Annotated in this window: 19 protein-coding genes; 2 read left to right on the forward strand and 17 right to left on the reverse strand. The window is 67.6% G+C overall.

Annotation, left to right across the window (positions count from 1 at the left end; translation table 11 throughout):
• Positions 1 to 37: 37 nt before the first annotated feature.
• The 15 genes from ABD648_RS04250 to prmC form a co-directional block, all read right to left on the reverse strand.
• The gene (locus ABD648_RS04250) at positions 38 to 1,021 is read right to left on the reverse strand and encodes an aldo/keto reductase (RefSeq protein ID WP_282213739.1); all 984 of its coding nucleotides are present in this window, start codon (positions 1,019 to 1,021) and stop codon (positions 38 to 40) included.
• A 98-nt stretch (positions 1,022 to 1,119) separates the two neighbouring features.
• Positions 1,120 to 1,911, reverse strand: a complete 792-nt coding sequence (locus tag ABD648_RS04255) for a large exoprotein (protein WP_282213740.1) — start codon at positions 1,909 to 1,911, stop codon at positions 1,120 to 1,122.
• Positions 1,912 to 2,050: 139 nt separating this feature from the next.
• On the reverse strand, positions 2,051 to 2,797 hold the full coding sequence (locus tag ABD648_RS04260; protein WP_282213741.1) for a YaaA family protein: 747 nt from the start codon (positions 2,795 to 2,797) through the stop codon (positions 2,051 to 2,053).
• Between the two features lie 91 nt (positions 2,798 to 2,888).
• A complete protein-coding gene (locus ABD648_RS04265) occupies positions 2,889 to 3,149 on the reverse strand; it encodes a F0F1 ATP synthase subunit epsilon (protein ID WP_045280545.1) in 261 nt (86 codons plus the stop codon).
• 2 nt (positions 3,150 to 3,151) lie between these two features.
• Positions 3,152 to 4,606 carry a F0F1 ATP synthase subunit beta gene (atpD, locus tag ABD648_RS04270; protein ID WP_282213742.1) on the reverse strand — a complete coding sequence of 485 codons (1,455 nt, stop codon included), beginning with the start codon at positions 4,604 to 4,606 and terminating at the stop codon, positions 3,152 to 3,154.
• Positions 4,607 to 4,627: 21 nt separating this feature from the next.
• Positions 4,628 to 5,527 (reverse strand): F0F1 ATP synthase subunit gamma, encoded by a 900-nt coding sequence (locus ABD648_RS04275; protein ID WP_282213743.1) that lies wholly within the window; start codon positions 5,525 to 5,527, stop codon positions 4,628 to 4,630.
• Between the two features lie 20 nt (positions 5,528 to 5,547).
• Positions 5,548 to 7,188 carry a F0F1 ATP synthase subunit alpha gene (gene atpA, locus ABD648_RS04280; protein ID WP_282213744.1) on the reverse strand — a complete coding sequence of 547 codons (1,641 nt, stop codon included), beginning with the start codon at positions 7,186 to 7,188 and terminating at the stop codon, positions 5,548 to 5,550.
• A gap of 47 nt (positions 7,189 to 7,235) precedes the next feature.
• Positions 7,236 to 8,027, reverse strand: coding sequence for a F0F1 ATP synthase subunit delta (locus tag ABD648_RS04285; RefSeq protein WP_282213745.1), 792 nt, complete (start codon positions 8,025 to 8,027; stop codon positions 7,236 to 7,238).
• Entirely contained in the window at positions 8,027 to 8,581 is a 555-nt protein-coding gene (locus ABD648_RS04290; protein WP_282213746.1) for a F0F1 ATP synthase subunit B, read from the reverse strand. The genes ABD648_RS04285 and ABD648_RS04290 overlap by 1 nt, the downstream gene beginning before the upstream one ends.
• A 27-nt stretch (positions 8,582 to 8,608) precedes the next feature.
• Entirely contained in the window at positions 8,609 to 8,848 is a 240-nt protein-coding gene (gene atpE / locus ABD648_RS04295) for an ATP synthase F0 subunit C (protein ID WP_045265023.1), read from the reverse strand.
• Between the two features lie 43 nt (positions 8,849 to 8,891).
• Entirely contained in the window at positions 8,892 to 9,677 is a 786-nt protein-coding gene (atpB, locus tag ABD648_RS04300) for a F0F1 ATP synthase subunit A (protein ID WP_486348114.1), read from the reverse strand.
• Positions 9,678 to 9,820: 143 nt separating this feature from the next.
• Entirely contained in the window at positions 9,821 to 10,339 is a 519-nt protein-coding gene (locus tag ABD648_RS04305) for a Cg1360 family ATP-synthase-associated protein (protein ID WP_282213748.1), read from the reverse strand.
• The gene (locus ABD648_RS04310) at positions 10,339 to 11,508 is read right to left on the reverse strand and encodes an MraY family glycosyltransferase (protein WP_282213749.1); all 1,170 of its coding nucleotides are present in this window, start codon (positions 11,506 to 11,508) and stop codon (positions 10,339 to 10,341) included. Before ABD648_RS04310 ends, ABD648_RS04305 begins: the two co-directional genes overlap by 1 nt.
• Positions 11,505 to 12,248: an L-threonylcarbamoyladenylate synthase gene (locus ABD648_RS04315; RefSeq protein WP_282213750.1), complete on the reverse strand. Its 744-nt coding sequence runs from the start codon at positions 12,246 to 12,248 to the stop codon at positions 11,505 to 11,507. The genes ABD648_RS04310 and ABD648_RS04315 overlap by 4 nt, the downstream gene beginning before the upstream one ends.
• Positions 12,249 to 12,300: 52 nt before the next feature.
• Positions 12,301 to 13,161, reverse strand: a complete 861-nt coding sequence (prmC, locus tag ABD648_RS04320; RefSeq protein ID WP_282213751.1) for a peptide chain release factor N(5)-glutamine methyltransferase — start codon at positions 13,159 to 13,161, stop codon at positions 12,301 to 12,303.
• A gap of 98 nt (positions 13,162 to 13,259) precedes the next feature.
• Here prmC and cysK point away from each other — a divergent pair, with 98 nt between their 5' ends.
• Entirely contained in the window at positions 13,260 to 14,198 is a 939-nt protein-coding gene (gene cysK, locus ABD648_RS04325; protein ID WP_282213752.1) for a cysteine synthase A, read from the forward strand.
• Positions 14,195 to 14,770 carry a serine O-acetyltransferase EpsC gene (gene epsC, locus ABD648_RS04330; RefSeq protein ID WP_282213753.1) on the forward strand — a complete coding sequence of 192 codons (576 nt, stop codon included), beginning with the start codon at positions 14,195 to 14,197 and terminating at the stop codon, positions 14,768 to 14,770. Before cysK ends, epsC begins: the two co-directional genes overlap by 4 nt.
• A 10-nt stretch (positions 14,771 to 14,780) precedes the next feature.
• Here the strand turns inward: epsC and ABD648_RS04335 are convergent, their stop codons facing one another.
• Both ABD648_RS04335 and prfA read right to left on the reverse strand, forming a co-directional pair.
• Positions 14,781 to 15,188, reverse strand: coding sequence for a hypothetical protein (locus tag ABD648_RS04335; RefSeq protein ID WP_282213754.1), 408 nt, complete (start codon positions 15,186 to 15,188; stop codon positions 14,781 to 14,783).
• A 32-nt stretch (positions 15,189 to 15,220) separates the two neighbouring features.
• Entirely contained in the window at positions 15,221 to 16,300 is a 1,080-nt protein-coding gene (gene prfA / locus ABD648_RS04340; RefSeq protein WP_282213755.1) for a peptide chain release factor 1, read from the reverse strand.
• Positions 16,301 to 16,308: the final 8 nt, after the last annotated feature.

Here is a 16,308-nt window from a genome sequence, read left to right on the forward strand (position 1 = left end):
GATACTCACACATCGTAGTGGAACTCCGGTTCCCGACTCATACTCGCGCCCCCGGGTCCTCGGGCAGCGGGAACATCTCGTCGATGGTCGCGAGGTCGGCGGCGTCCGGTCGCCACGCATCACCGGCGAGGGCGTTCGCCTCGACCTGAGCCGCAGAGGTGGCCCCGGCGATGACGCTCGACACGACCGGATTCGAGAGCAGCCAGCCGAATGACGCCTGCAGCATCGTGATGTCGCGATCGTCGCAGAACGCGCGGAACTCGTCGAGGGCATCCCACGGCGCGTTCTCCCACACGTGGCGACGGCTCGACATGATGCGACTCGACGCCGGACCGCCGTCACGGGTGAACTTGCCCGTCAGCAGACCGTTGTGCAGCGGGAAGAACGGGAAGAACCCGAGTCCGTACCGCTCGACGGCAGGGAGAACTTCCCTCTCGGCTGCACGCGCGAGCAGGGAGTAGTGGTTCTGGGATGAGATGAAACGACCGGTCGATCTCTCGTGCGAGGTGAACTCCGCCTCGGCGATCTGCCAGCCCGAGAAGTTCGAGTGCCCGTAGTAGCGGATCTTGCCTTCGCGGACGAGTTCGTCGAGCGCATCCGTCGTCTCCGCGATCGGCGTCTCGGGGTCGGGCAGGTGCAGCTGGTAGAGATCGATCCAGTCCGTGCGCAACCGGCGCAGGGACTCCTCGACAGCACGGCGCACGTAGCGACGCGACCCGCGGCCGGCCGGAAAGTCGTAGCCCATGTCGCGTTCCTGACCGAACTTCGTCGCGAGCACGACGCGGTCGCGGCGACCTTCGAGCGCCTCCCCCATCAGGGACTCGCTCGCGCCGGGCGCGGCGCCGTACATGTCGGCAGTGTCGAGCAGCGTGATCCCGTGGGCTATCGCCGCGTCGAGGACCTCGCGGGTGCCGGAGAGCGTCTCCGTCGCGGTCCCCGCACGCCCGAAGTTGTTGCAGCCGAGGCCGGTGGCCGATACGAGGAGACCGGAGGCGCCCACCCGGCGCTGCGACATGACCATGATCTCCACGTTAGTCCCCGTGCCGTCACCATCGGTGCGGCCCGCGGAGGGAACGGCACAGGGCCCCCGACCGAAGTCGAGGGCCCTGTGTCAGACGATCACGCCGGAGGCTGCGTGGGGTCGGACGGCGGCGCAGGCGGAGCCGCCGGCGGCGCGGTCGGGGGTGCCGGCGGAGTCGCCGGCGGAGCTGCCGGCGGAGCCGGCGGCGTGGTGGGCTGCACCGGAGGCACAGGTGCCCCGGTCGCCGGTGCGGCAGGAGCAGCCGGCGGCGCGTAGCCGGGCTGTGCCGGAGGCGCGTAACCCGGCTGTGCGGGCGGAGCGTATCCGGGCTGCGCCGGGGGCGCGTAACCCTGAGGAGCGGCGCCGTAGCCCTGCTGGGGTGCGGCGGCGGCCGGCTGGACGGGGATGCCGTCCCACACGGTGCGATCTCCGAGGAAGCCGTTGCCCGCCCAGGAGGCCGGCTGGATGTTCGGGTTCCAGCGCGACTTGTCGAACGCGTTGATGCCGAGCCAGACGATGCTCAGGAAGAAGTAGAGCACGACCCAGACCGCATCCTTCTGCAGCTTGAGGCCGACGCGCCACGCGGCGATCACAGACAGCACGGCCAACGCGATCGAGAAGACGAAGCCGATCCCGATCCAACTGAGGAGCGCGGCGCCACCGATGCCGTAGAGCACGAGCCACGGGCTCAGGTCACCGAGCTTGAAGAAGACCATCGAGTTGTAGACGGGCACCCAGGCACGCCACTTGCCCTGCACTCCGGCCTTCTCGAAGATCTTCATGAGGAAGAGAGAGCTCAGTACATAGCCGGCGATCGCGATCAGGAAGATCACGAAGGAATATGCGAGAAGCAGGCCGGCATAGCCTGCTCCGTAGTCGTCGTAATCCATGAGACTCACATTCTTTGGTCTCGGGAGACGGCTTTCGCCCCCCGCAACGAAGCGACCGCCTCGCATTGGACATGGTAGCGGTGCGCATGAGGGCGGGCAACGAACCACGCGGGAGAGATATACCGGAAGTCACGCGGCGTCACTCGGCGACGACGAGCTCCAGAACGCCGGCGTCCGCAGTGTCGCGAAGCACGACGCCTTTCTTCTCCGCCCAGCTGCGCAGGCCGCGCAGCGACGCGATGCGCGGCCTGTCCTCGGCCAACGCCCGCACGAGCAGACCCTTGGACTTCTTGTTGAAGTGGTTGAGCGCCCTGCCCTTCTCCGTCACCACCCGGACGTAGGAGGAGGGAACGGATGCCGGGACGGGCCCGAGGGCCACATACGCCTCACTCCGCAGGTCGAGCACGAAGGCCGGCTCGGACTGCGCGATGGCGGATGACGTGGCCTCCGCCCAGTGCCGCCGGAGGGCCGGAAGACCGGGCACCGAGGTCCCCGCGGAGAGCCGGTACGCGGGCAGCGCATCCAGGGCCCCGATCGGACCCAGCGGAGCGCTGTGGATCCACACGTGCTCGCCGAGCCAGCGGCGAGAGGCCGCCGACAGCGTGGCGGCATCCAACGCATCGAACAGCACACCCGTGTAGCGGTCGACCGCCGGCATGGTGGGCGCCGTCCGCAGCGTCCGATTGTGCTCCACATCGCCGACCTGACGGTCGCTGAGCTTCAGAACCCTGCGCGCGGTCGCCTCGTCGGCGGCCAGATCTATCAGCGCGTCGAGAGCGGCGGATCGGTGCGCGTGCAGTTCGGGAAGGGCCAGCGAGGCGAGAGCGAGCGGTGCGCCGTCGCCGCCCGGACGCTTGGTCTCGGACGGTGGGAGCAGGATCTTCATGGGACCTCGGGGACAGACACGTCCGCCCCGGACCGCCGACGCTCACGAGTGAGCGCGGGACGGTCCGGGGCGGACGAGTGGAACAGAACTGCTAGGCGATGAGAGCCGCGTTGCCGGCGACGATGGTCAGGGTGTCGCCCTCCATGGAGAGGAACCCGTCCTGCGCGTTGGCCAGCACCTTGGTGCCGTCGGTCTGGGTGATCCGGACCTGGCCCTCGGCGAGGATGGCCAGCACCGGCTCGTGGCCGGTCATGAAGCCGATCTCGCCCTCGACGGTCTTGGCGACCACGAGGCTCGCCTCTCCCGTCCAGACCTCCGCGTCGGCGGAGACGAGGCTGACGTGCAGCGCCATGGTCAGCCGTTCTCCTTCTGGATCTTCGCCCACTGCTCTTCGACGTCGTTGATGCCACCGACGTTGAAGAAGGCCTGCTCGGCGACGTGGTCGAAGTCACCGCGGGTGATCGCATCGAACGACTCGATGGTCTCCTTCAGCGGGACGGTCGAACCCTCGACACCGGTGAACTTCTTCGCCATGTAGGTGTTCTGCGAGAGGAACTGCTGGATACGACGCGCACGCGACACGACGATCTTGTCTTCCTCGGAGAGCTCGTCGACACCGAGGATGGCGATGATCTCCTGCAGCTCCTTGTTCTTCTGGAGGATCTGCTTGACGGTGGTCGCGACGCGGTAGTGGTCCTCGCCCAAGTACCGGGGGTCCATGATCCGCGACGTCGAGGTCAGCGGGTCGATGGCCGGGTACAGACCCTTCGACGCGATCTCACGAGAGAGCTCGGTCGTGGCGTCGAGGTGGGCGAAGGTGGTCGCCGGAGCCGGGTCGGTGTAGTCGTCGGCCGGCACGTAGATCGCCTGCAGCGAGGTGATCGAGTGACCGCGCGTCGAGGTGATGCGCTCCTGGAGCACACCCATCTCGTCGGCGAGGTTCGGCTGGTAACCCACCGCGGACGGCATGCGGCCGAGCAGCGTGGAGACCTCGGAACCCGCCTGCGTGAAGCGGAAGATGTTGTCGATGAAGAGCAGCACGTCCTGCTTCTGCACGTCGCGGAAGTACTCCGCCATCGTCAGAGCCGACAGGGCGACGCGCAGACGCGTTCCCGGCGGCTCGTCCATCTGGCCGAACACGAGGGCCGTCTTGTCGAAGACACCCGCCTCTTCCATCTCGTGGATCAGGTCGTTGCCCTCACGGGTGCGCTCACCGACACCGGCGAACACCGACACACCACCGTGGTCCTGCGCGACGCGCTGGATCATCTCCTGGATGAGGACGGTCTTTCCGACACCGGCGCCACCGAACAGACCGATCTTTCCACCCAGCACGTACGGCGTGAGGAGGTCGATCGACTTGATGCCGGTCTCGAACATGGTGGTCTTCGACTCGAGCTGGTCGAAGTTCGGGGCCTTGCGGTGGATGGGCCACCGCTCCGTGACCTCGATCGTCTCACCGGGCTCGAGGTTCAGGACCTCTCCGATGACGTTGAAGACCTTGCCCTTGGTGACGTCACCGACGGGGACCGAGATGGCCTCTCCGGTGTCGCGCACCTCCTGACCGCGGACGATGCCGTCGGTCGGCTTGAGGGCGATGGCGCGAACGAGGTCGTCGCCGAGGTGCTGCGCGACCTCGAGCGTGATCTCGACGGCGGACTCGCCGATCACGATCGTGGTCTTCAGTGCGTTGTAGATGTCGGGGATCGAGTCGTGCGGGAACTCGATGTCGACAACCGGACCGTTGACGCGCGCGACGCGCCCGACGACCGCGGTCGCCGGCTGGTCAGCCGTGGCGGTGGGGGTCATTTTCGTCTCTCTCCTGATGGTCTATTTGCTCGACGAGAGCGCGTCGGCGCCGCCGACGATCTCTGCGATCTGCTGCGTGATCTCCGCCTGACGCGCGTTGTTGCGCAGACGGGTGTAGTCGGTGATGAGCTTGTCGGCGTTGTCGCTGGCGGACTTCATCGCCTTCTGCGTCGCGGCCTGCTTGGCGGCGGACGACTGCAGGAGGGCGTTGAAGACGCGGCTCTGGATGTACACCGGCAGGATCGCGTCCAGCACGGTCTCGGCATCCGGCTCGAATTCGTAGAGCGGGTAGACGGTGTTCCCGGCTTCCGACTCGTCTGCTTCCGAGATCTCCAGCGGGAGCAGACGCACGGATTCCGGCGACTGCGTCATCATGCTGACGAAACGGTTGTACACGAGGTGGATCTCGTCGACGCCGCCCTCGTCCGCACCGCGGGAGAAGTCCTCGAGCAGCTGCTGCGAGATCTCCTCCGCCGTGTGGAACGACGGGGTGTCGGTGTCGCCGGTCCACTCCGCGGCCGCCGCGATGCGACGGAACTGGAAGTAGCCGACGGCCTTGCGACCGACGAGGTAGAACACCGGCTCCTTGCCCTGCTCGCGCAGGAGCTCCGCCACCTCGAGACCCTCACGGAGGATCTGCGAGTTGAAGGCTCCGGCGAGACCGCGGTCCGACGAGAAGATCACGACCGCGGAGCGGCGGATCGACTCGGGCTCACGGGTGAGCGGGTGGTCGACGTTCGAGTGCGTCGCGACGGCGGACACGGCCCTCGTCACGGCTCGCGCGAAGGGGCTGGACGCCTTGACGCGTGCCATCGCCTTCTGGATGCGCGAAGCCGCGATGAGTTCCATCGCCTTCGTGATCTTCTTGGTCGTCTGAGCAGAAGAGATCTTCTGCTTGTAGACCCTGAGTTGAGCGCCCATGAAATCAGTACCTCACGCGGTTACGCGCGACGACCCTTGACGATCTTCTCCTGGTTGACGTCGTCCGCCTCGGCCGCCGCGTGCTCCTCGTGACCGGGAGCGCCGATGGCGTGTCCCTTGCCACCCTGGAATTCCAGGACGAAGGCATCGGTGTGCTTCTCGAGCTCTGCGACCGTGTCGTCATCGAGGACGTTGGTCTCGCGCAGGGTCTCGAGGACCTTGGTGTTGCGACGCAGGTAGTCCAGGAGCTCGCGCTCGAAGCGGAGCACGTCGGAGACCTCGATCGTGTCGAGCTTGCCCTTCGTTCCGGCCCAGATCGAGACGACCTGCTCCTCGACGGGGTACGGCGAGTACTGCGGCTGCTTGAGCAGCTCGGTCAGACGCGCACCACGGGAGAGCTGACGACGCGACGCCTGGTCGAGGTCGGACGCGAACATCGCGAACGCCTCGAGCGAGCGGTACTGCGCGAGCTCCAGCTTCAACGTTCCGGAGACCTTCTTGATCGACTTGACCTGCGCGTCACCACCGACTCGCGAGACCGAGATACCCACGTCGACCGCCGGACGCTGGTTGGCGTTGAAGAGGTCGGACTGCAGGAAGATCTGGCCGTCGGTGATCGAGATCACGTTGGTCGGGATGTACGCCGAGACGTCGTTCGCCTTGGTCTCGATGATCGGGAGACCCGTCATCGATCCGGCACCGAGCTCGTCGGACAGCTTCGCGCAACGCTCCAGCAGACGCGAGTGCAGGTAGAAGACGTCACCCGGGTAGGCCTCGCGGCCCGGCGGACGACGCAGCAGGAGCGACACGGCGCGGTAGGCCTCGGCCTGCTTCGACAGGTCGTCGAAGATGATGAGGACGTGCTTGCCGCCGTACATCCAGTGCTGGCCGATCGCGGAACCCGTGTAGGGAGCGAGGTACTTGAAGCCGGCAGGGTCGGATGCCGGAGCCGCCACGATCGTGGTGTACTCCAGGGCGCCGGCCTCTTCGAGCGCGCCCTTCACCGAGGCGATGGTCGAGCCCTTCTGGCCGATCGCGACGTAGATGCAGCGCACCTGCTTGTTGACGTCGCCCGACTCCCAGTTGGCCTTCTGGTTGATGATCGTGTCGATCGCGATGGCCGTCTTGCCGGTCTGGCGGTCGCCGATGATCAGCTGACGCTGACCACGGCCGACGGGGATCATCGCGTCGATGGCCTTGATGCCGGTCTGCATCGGCTCGTGGACCGACTTGCGCTGCATGACGCCGGGCGCCTGCAGCTCGAGCTCGCGGACCGCCTCGGTCGCGATCGAGCCGAGGCCGTCGATCGGGTTGCCGAGCGGGTCGACGACGCGGCCGAGGTAGCCGTCGCCGACGGGGACCGAGAGGACCTCACCCGTACGGGTGACCTCCTGGCCGGCCTCGACGCCGGTGAACTCGCCGAGGACGACGACACCGATCTGGTGCTCGTCGAGGTTCAGCGCGAGACCCTTGGTGCCGTCTGCGAAGGTCACGAGCTCGTTGGCCATGACGCCGGGCAGGCCCTCGACATGCGCGATTCCATCCGCGGCGTCGATGACGGTGCCGACCTCGGTCGCCGCGGCCCCGGTGGGCTCGTAGGCGGCGGCGAAGTCCTTCAGCGCGTCACGGATGACGTCGGGGCTGATCGATAGTTCTGCCATTGTCTTCCCTTTGTATCTGGGTGCGCGGTTCCCCGCGCGAAGTCGTGTTAGCCCGCGAGCTTCTGGCGAAGATCTGCGAGTCGAGCGGAGATGCTGCCGTCGATGACGTCATCGGCGATCTGCACGCGCAGGCCTCCGAGGACGGCAGGGTCGATGACGACGTTGAGCGTGACCTTGCCGTCGTAGCGCTGCGAGAGAGCATCGCTGAGACGGGTGCGCTGCGCGTCGTTGAGCTCGGACGCGGTGTGGACCGTCGCCACGACTCGACCGTGCTGGCTCGAGACGATGCGCGTGGCGCGGTTGAGCAGCTGGCGCACACGCCGCTCGCGCGGCTGGCGCACGAGCGAGGAGACGATCAGCGTGGCGGGAGCGCTGTAGCCGCCGTCGGCGAGCAGCCGCTCCACGAGAGCGCCCTTGGCTTCCTCTCCCCCGAGGCGGCTGCCCAGGGCGAGCTCGAGCTCGGCGTTGGCGGCGATCACGCGGGAGAACCCGAAGATCTCCGCCTCGAGATCGGCGCCGGGCTCCGCGATCGCTGCAGCGCGGATCGCGAGCTCCTCGATGCCATCCACCAGCTCGGAGGCGTTCGACCAGCGCTCGGCGACGACGGTCTTCAAGACGCTCTGCGCGTCTGCGGAGAATCCGCCGAAGATCGCTGTGACGACGTTCTGTCGCGCGTCGGCCGGAGCCGACGGGTCGGCCAGCGCGCCGCTCAGCTGGGACGACTCGCTCACGGCGCGCCCGGCAGCGAAGAGCTCCCGTGCGGTGTCGAGAGTGACGCCCTTCGCTGCGGCAAGCGTCTCGATGGATGCCGCGAGTGCCTGAGTGGTCGCGCTGCCCATTACTGAGCCGCCTTCTCGGATGCCTCGAGATCGGCGAGGAAGCGATCGACGACAGCCGTGGCACGAGCGTCGTCGGAGAGGGTCTCTCCGACCACACCGCCGGCGAGGTCGAGGGCCAGCGAGCCCACCTCGCTGCGCAGCGAGACAAGAGCGGTCTGACGCTCGGCCTCGATCTGCGTGTGCGCGGTGGCCGTGAGGCGTGCAGCCTCGCTGGAAGCGGCATCCTTGGCCTCGGCGACGATCTTCTTGCCGTCCTCACGGGCGGCCTCACGGATCTCACCGGCCTCGGTGCGTGCCTCCGCCAGCTGGCGGGTGTACTCCTCGAGTGCTGCTTCGGCCTTCTTCTGCGCCTCGTCAGCCTTCGCCATGTTGCCTTCGATGGCAGCGGACCGCTCGTCGAGCATCTTCGTCAGCTTGGGAAGGGCGACCTTCCACACGACGAAGAGGATGACGACGAACCACAGACCCGACCAGATGATGTCGTACCACTCGGGGATCAGGGGGTTCTTCGGTTCCCCCTCCGCCGCGAGGTTCGTGACAAGAGCGTTCAGCATCCTGTCTCCTTCTGAAGTCGGTAGGGATTACGCGGGGAACGGGATGAATGCGACGGCGATGCCGACGAACGCAAGCGCCTCGGTGAAGGCGATACCGATCCACATGAGGACCTGAAGGCGACCGGCCAGCTCGGGCTGACGAGCGACGCCCTCGATGGTCTTGCCGACGACGATACCCACGCCGATGGCCGGGCCGATGGCTGCGAGGCCGTAGCCGACCGCACCGATGTGACCGTTGATTTCAGCGAGAACCGTAGTTGCGTCCACGGGTTTTTCCTTTCGTTGGGTGGGAGGGCTGATGCCCGCCCGCTCAGTGCTCTTCTGCGACCGCGAGCTGGATGTAGACCGCGGTGAGGACGGTGAAGACGTAGGCCTGCAGAACGGCCACCAGAATCTCGAAGAGAGTGAAGGCGCCGCCGAAGGCGAGGGTTCCGACGCCGAGGGCGGCCCAGCCGCCGCCGACGGTGAAGAAGAAGAACTGCGTGGCCCCGAAGCACAGCACGAGCAGCATGTGCCCGACGACCATGTTCATCAGGAGTCGGAGCATCAGAGTGACCGGGCGCAGGATGAAGGTCGAGAGCAGCTCGATGATCGCGACGATCGGCATCGCGAAGCCCGGGACTCCCTGCGGGAGAAGGGCGTTCTTGAAGAACCGGAAGCCGTGGCGTCGCATGCCCGCATAGATGAAGGTCACGTAGCTCACGATCGCGAGCGTCAGAGGCACGGCCGCGATGCTGGTTCCGGCGATGTTCAGGAACGGGATGATGCCGGTGATGTTCATGAACAGCACCATGAAGAAGATCGTGGTGAGGATCGGCAGGAAGCGGTCGCCGTCCTTGCGTCCGAGCAGGTCGTGCGCGATGTTGCCGCGGACGAGGCCGAGACCCATCTCGACGAGGCTCTGGAAGCGGCCGGGCACGACCGTCATGCGACGCGTGCCGAGCCAGAGGATCAGGACGACGGCGATGACCGACAGCAGCTGCACCAGGTGGATGCGGTGCACCGGGATGCCCGCGACGTTGAAGAGGATCTCCGGGAAGAACTCATCGATCGACGGGCCGTGGAACTCGCCGTCAGTGGCGAGTTTAGGGATCAGGGTCGCAGCAAGATTAAACAGCGCGGGCTCCAGCTTCGGGGCACCGGTCTAAACCGGGGCGACGATGGTCGGTGTGCTATCAGCGCAAGCGCTCGCGGGCGAGCGGCGGGCACTCCTCAACACTATCAGAATATGAGGATGTCCTAAGACCGCTGACCGCCCTCGGACGATCCCTCGTCCGCGCGGTTCTGGGCCCCCGGCGCCACGTCCTCCGGCACCTCGGTCGGCAGCGTCGTGTCGCTGACGTTCGGCAGGCGCATGCGCGTGAGGACGATCACGTCGATGATCAGCGACATGATCACGCCGGCGACGATCGAGAGGAAGAACACCATCGGCTGCAGCCACGGCTGACCGCCGAGAAGGATCATCACCACGACGAACAGGCCGAGCTTCAGCAGCCACCCGCCGAGCACGATCGCGAAGAAGAGCTGCACGTAGATGGGGTCGCCATACCAGCGGTTGGCGACGAGGATGCTGATGCCCGTGATCGCCAGGAACAGGGCGGACAGCAGCACGCCGAGAAGGCCGCTCACGAGCCCTTCCCCCTGGGCGACGAGGAATCCCACACCACCGGCCACGATCGCGAGCACGGCGGTCGCCACCGCCGACCAGATCAGTGTTCGACGCAGGATCGGCGTGCTGGATACGGGGCTGGGGCTCATCAGGACTCCACGGGTGTCGGATCGGGTGCAACCCCCGCCGGGCGCTTTCTGCGGCGGGTAGGACTCAGGGTGATGACGAGGCAGGCCGCGATGCCCACGATGCCGAAGCCGACGCCGGGCAGGTACTGGCCGGGCCAGTCCTCCCGCGCGCCGACGTACATGAGCAGGACAGCGAGAGAGATGACCGCCGTCCATGCGTAGAAGATGAGGACCGCGTCCCGGTCGCGGTGACCGAGGTCGAGCATCCGGTGGTGCAGGTGCTTGCGGTCGGGCGAGAACGGCGACTTGCCGGCGTTCATGCGACGGAGCACCGCCAGGCCGAAGTCGAGGAGCGGCAGCAGGACGACCAGGAGCGGCAGCAGGATCGGGATGAACGCACCGAGCAGCTGCGAGCGGCCGAGGCGCTCGGGGTCGAGGGCGGAGGGATCCATCTGCCCCGTGAGAGCGATCGCGGACGTGGACATCAGCAGCCCGAGCACCAGCGCTCCGGAGTCGCCCATGAACAGCTTCGCCGGACTCCAGTTCAGCGGGAGGAATCCCAGGCAGGCACCGATGAGCACGGCGGCGATGAACGTCGAGAGGTTGAAGTAGCTGGAGGCACCCGAGTCGCGCGTGAAGATGTACGAGTAGGCGAAGAAGACGCCGTTCGAGATGAGGCACACGCCGGCGACGAGACCGTCGAGTCCGTCGATGAAGTTCACGGCGTTCATGACGATCACGATCGCGAACATCGTCATCGTGATGCTGACCCAGCTCGAGAAGACGATCAGGTCGCCGAACGGGAGGGAGAGGATCTGCAGCCCGCCGCCCACGGTGATGATCCCGGCGGCGAGGAACTGCGCGCCCAGCTTGATCATCCAGTCCAGATCCCAGAGGTCGTCGACCACGCCGATCACGGCGATCAGGAAGGAGGCGCCGAGGATCGACCACATGGTCGTCGGCGGGATCCAGATGCTCTGGAAGAAGGGGTTGGTCGCCGAGAACGCGAAGGCGGCGGCGATGCCGAGGAAGATCGCGACGCCGCCGAGCCTCGGAGTGGGCGTCGTGTGCACGTCGCGATCGCGGATGCCGGGATAGAGCTTGAAGCGCAGGCTCAGCCGCCAGACCGCCCACGTCAACCCGAAGGTGAGGACGGCGGTGATGACGATCGTGAAGAGGTACTGCTTCACGGGTTCCCGTCCTGCTGCTCCTCCGCGTCGGGCTCGTGCGGGTGATCCTCGTGCGACTCCTGCGCCTCGTCGGACTCGAGCAGGTCGCCGAGCACCTCGTGCAGCTGCGCGCGCGTCACGACGCCGTGACGGAGGATGCGCACGACGCCCTGCTCCTCGTCGCCGCGTCGGACGAGCGAGGTGGCGTCGACGATCGTCGAGGAGATGCCGTTCTTGCTCATGCCGTCGGCGAGATACACCGCGACGCTGTCGCCGAGCATCTTCTCCGCGTCGAGGGCCGAGATCGCGGCATCCTGACCCGTGAGGTTCGCGCTGGACACCGCGAGCGGGCCGGTCTCGGCCAGCAGCTCGAGCGCCACGTGGCCCTCCGGCATGCGTACGGCGACGGTTCCGAGGGTCTCCCCCAGGTCCCAGACCAGCGACGGCTGCGCGGGGAGCACGATCGTGAGGCCGCCGGGCCAGAACGCGTCGACGAGACGCTGCACGGGCTCCGGCACCGACTCGGCCAGGGCCGCGAGAGTGTCCTTCGACCCGATCAGCACGGGCGGCGGCTGGTTGCGACCGCGGCCCTTGGCGTCGAGAAGACGCTGCACGGCGGTCGGCGAGAAGGCGTCGGCGGCGACGCCGTACACGGTGTCTGTGGGCATGACGATGAGTTCACCGCGGCCGATCGCCTGGCGTGCGTGGCGCATTCCGGCGAGCAGCTGCGCCTCGTCGCGGCAGTCGAAGATGGTTGACATGGCGGTTCGATTCTATCCGGGACGGATGCGGCGGAAGCTCGACGTGCGCTGATCAGGGCCGGAGAGCCGTCGTCGTGCGGTCCCGCAGGGTGAGGTCGCGGTGCGTGGCGGCGGCGCGCCAGCCGTCTTCGGTGAGCAGCTCCCTGATCGACGCGCCCTGCAGCTCGCCGTGCTCGATCACCAGCAATCCGCCCGATCGCAGCAGTCGCAGCGCCCTGGTGCTGAGCACGCGCACGATGTCGAGGCCGTCCTCGCCGCCGTAGAGCGCCAGTGCGGGGTCGAACAAGCGGACCTCGGGGTCCCGCGGGATCGCGGCGTCGGGGACGTACGGCGGGTTCGAGATGACGACGGATGCCGTGCCGTCGAGCTCGGGGAACGCCTCGCCGAGGTCGGAGAGGACGAGCGTGAGGTTCTCCACTCCTGCCGTGTTCCGGGTCGCCCACGCGTGCGCGTCCGGGGAGAGCTCGGCGGCGAAGATCCGTGCGTGCGGGACCTCGGTCGCCATGGCCAGGGCGATCGCTCCGCTCCCCGTGCCGAGATCGACGCCGATCGGTGCGGGCTCCGGCGCGTTCAGCAGTGCGTCGATCGCGTACTGCACGACAGTCTCGGTCTCGGGGCGCGGCACGAAGACGCCGGGTCCGACGGCCAGTTCGAGATGGCGGAAGGGAGCGGTGCCGGTGATGTGCTGGAGCGGCTCCCGGCCGGAGCGCCGCGCCACGAGGAGATCGAGCGCCGCAGCGTCATCCTCCCCCACGCTGTCGCCGCGCACGATCGCCGCCTGCACCTCGCCGCGGCGACGACCCAGCACGTGTCCAGCGAGCAGTTCGGCATCGACGAGCGGATCGGGTACCCCGGCGTCCGCGAGGCGCTGGGCCGCGGCGCGCACGAGGGCGGCGAGCGAGTTCTCAGGCATGGCTTCCAGCGTAGAGTGCAAGCGTGCGTCACATTTCCGGCACCCGAAGCCGCCTCACCTAGGCTGGGGCGCAGCGACCCGCTCTGGAAAGGTTCCTCATGCCCGGTATTCACTCCGACATCACCACCGCGTTCGGCAACACCCCGCTCGTCCGCCTGAACAGGGTCGCCGAGGGCGTCGGCGCCACGGTGCTGGCCAAGCTCGAGTTCTACAACCCCGCATCGAGTGTCAAGGACCGCCTGGGCATCGCCATCGTCGACGCCGCCGAGGCATCGGGCGAGCTGAAGCCAGGCGGGACGATCGTCGAGGCGACCAGCGGCAACACGGGCATCGCTCTCGCGATGGTGGGTGCGGCTCGCGGCTACAAGGTGATCCTCACGATGCCGGCATCCATGTCGAAGGAGCGGCGGATGCTGCTCAAGGCTTTCGGCGCCGAGCTCGTGCTGACCGACCCCACCAAGGGCATGACCAACGCCATCGCCGAGGCCGAGGCGATCGCGGCGAAGACGCCGGGCGCCGTGCTGGCGAAGCAGTTCGCGAACGAGGCCAACCCGGCCATCCACCGCAAGACCACCGCCGAGGAGATCCTCCGCGACACCGACGGCAAGGTCGACTACTTCGTCGCCGGCATCGGCACGGGCGGCACGATCACGGGTGTCGGACAGGTGCTCAAGGAGCGCATCCCCGGCGTCAAGATCGTCGCCGTCGAGCCCAAGGACTCCCCGATCCTCACCGAGGGCCACCCCGGTCCGCACAAGATCCAGGGCATCGGACCGAACTTCGTGCCTCCGATCCTCGACCGCGACGTGCTCGACGAGGTGATCGACGTCACATTCGACGACGCGATCCGCCTCGCCCGCGAGACCGCGGCGAAGGACGGCATCCTCGTCGGCATGTCCAGCGGTGCCGCGATCTGGGCCGCGCTCGAGATCGCCAAGCGCCCCGAAGCAGCAGGCAAGAACATCGTCGTGATCATCCCCTCGTTCGGCGAGCGGTACCTGTCGACGGCGCTGTACGAGCACCTGCGCGACGAGTGAGCACGTCGATCTGGGCTCGCGTGCGCGAGGACATCGCGGCGGCGCGCCTGCGGGATCCCGCTGCACGCAGCGCGGTCGAGGTCGCTCTGCTGTACCCGGGTCTGCATGCCATCTGGGCGCATCGCGTCTCGCATGCGCTGTGGCGACGGCGGCTCCGGCTGCTGGCCCGCGCCGGGTCCCAGCTGTCCCGGTGGCTCACGGGAGTCGAGATCCATCCCGGCGCGACGATCGGTCGACGCTTCTTCATCGACCACGGCATGGGCGTGGTGATCGGCGAGACGGCCGAGATCGGCGATGACGTGATGCTGTATCACGGCGTGACCCTCGGCGGTCGCACGCGCGACGCCGGGAAGCGGCATCCCACCCTCGGCGACGGCGTGGCCGTCGGCGCCGGGGCCAAGATCCTGGGTCCCGTGACGATCGGCGCGGGAACCGTGGTCGGCGCGAACGCCGTGGTGACGCGCGACGCCCCGGCGGACAGCATCCTCGTCGGGGTGCCGGCCAAGCCCCGCCTGCGCGTCGTGGGCGAGGACACCCGGGCCCTGCTCACGGCGCCCGACTACTCCATCTGAGCGGCGCCCGCTAGCGGCGGCGCGGCTCCTTCGCGTCGACCTTGCGCTTCAGGAAGATCAGCGGCAGCAGCACGCTGCCGAGAGCGGTGATCAGCCAGACGATCACCGAGCCGAGCAGCCAGCCGGTGAGGTCGACGATGCGCAGGCCGCCGATGGGCAGCAGCACCACGATGACGAGGGCGATCAGCGTCGAGAAGATCCCGATGCCGCCCATGAGGACCGGCGCGTAGCGATCGGCCAGCTTGCTGACCCACGGCGCGAGCACGCTCTGCAGGATCGCGAAGATCAGGATGCAGATGACGAAGCCCCACCACTTGTCCCATTGGATCTGGAAGCCCGCGAGGAGCGCATCGGCGACGATGAGGCCGAGACCTGCGGACACGACGTACATGAGCCCGCGGAACAGGAGTGTGATCACGGGCCGAGCCTAGCGGTCCGCGGCGGCCGAGGTCAGGAATCGTTGCCGACGGCGGCCAGCTGGGCTTCCTCGTCGGCGGCGATGGCACTGGTGATGATCGGATCGAGCGCGCCGTCCATCACCTGATCGAGGTTGTACGCCTTGAAACCGGTGCGGTGATCCGCGATGCGGTTCTCCGGGAAGTTGTAGGTGCGGATACGCTCCGAGCGATCCATGCCGCGGATCTGCGACTTGCGCACATCGGAGGCGGCTGCGGCCAGCTCCTCCTGCTGACGGGCGAGCAGGCGGGCGCGGAGAACGCGCATGCCGGCCTCGCGGTTCTGCAGTTGCGACTTCTCGTTCTGCATCGAGACGACGATGCCGGTCGGCACATGCGTGATGCGCACGGCGGAGTCGGTCGTGTTCACCGACTGGCCGCCGGGGCCGGACGAGCGGAACACGTCGATCTTCAGATCGTTCTGATCGATCTGGATCTCTTCGGGCTCATCCACCTCGGGGAAGACCAGCACGCCGGTCGTCGAGGTGTGGATACGTCCCTGGGACTCCGTCGCCGGGACCCGCTGCACGCGGTGCACGCCACCCTCGTACTTGAGGTGCGCCCACACGCCCTGCGCGGGGTCGGTCGACGATCCCTTGATCGCGACCTGCACGTCCTTGTAGCCGCCGAGGTCGGACTCGTTGCGCTCCAGGAGCTCGGTCTTCCAGCCCTTCGACGCGGCGTACTGCACGTACATCCGCAGCAGGTCGGCGGCGAACAGCGCCGACTCGGCACCGCCCTCCCCCGCCTTGATCTCCATGATCACGTCGCGGGCGTCGTCGGGGTCGCGCGGGATGAGCAGACGTCGCAGCCGCTCCTGAGCGGCCTGCAGCTCCTCTTCCATCGCCGGGATCTCCGCCGCGATCGACTCGTCCTCACGGGCGAACTCGCGCGCGGTCTCGAGATCGTCGGTCGCTGCGACCCACGCGTCGTGCGCTGCGACGATGCGCGACAGCTCGGCGTAACGGCGATTGACACGCTTCGCACGACCGGCGTCGGCGTGCACCGCCGGGTCGGAGAGCTCCTCCTGGACCCGGCGATGCTCGTCGATCAGAGTCTGGACGGACTCGAACACGGAATCCC

Source organism: Microbacterium luteolum (assembly GCF_039533965.1).
Classification (GTDB): domain Bacteria; phylum Actinomycetota; class Actinomycetes; order Actinomycetales; family Microbacteriaceae; genus Microbacterium; species Microbacterium luteolum.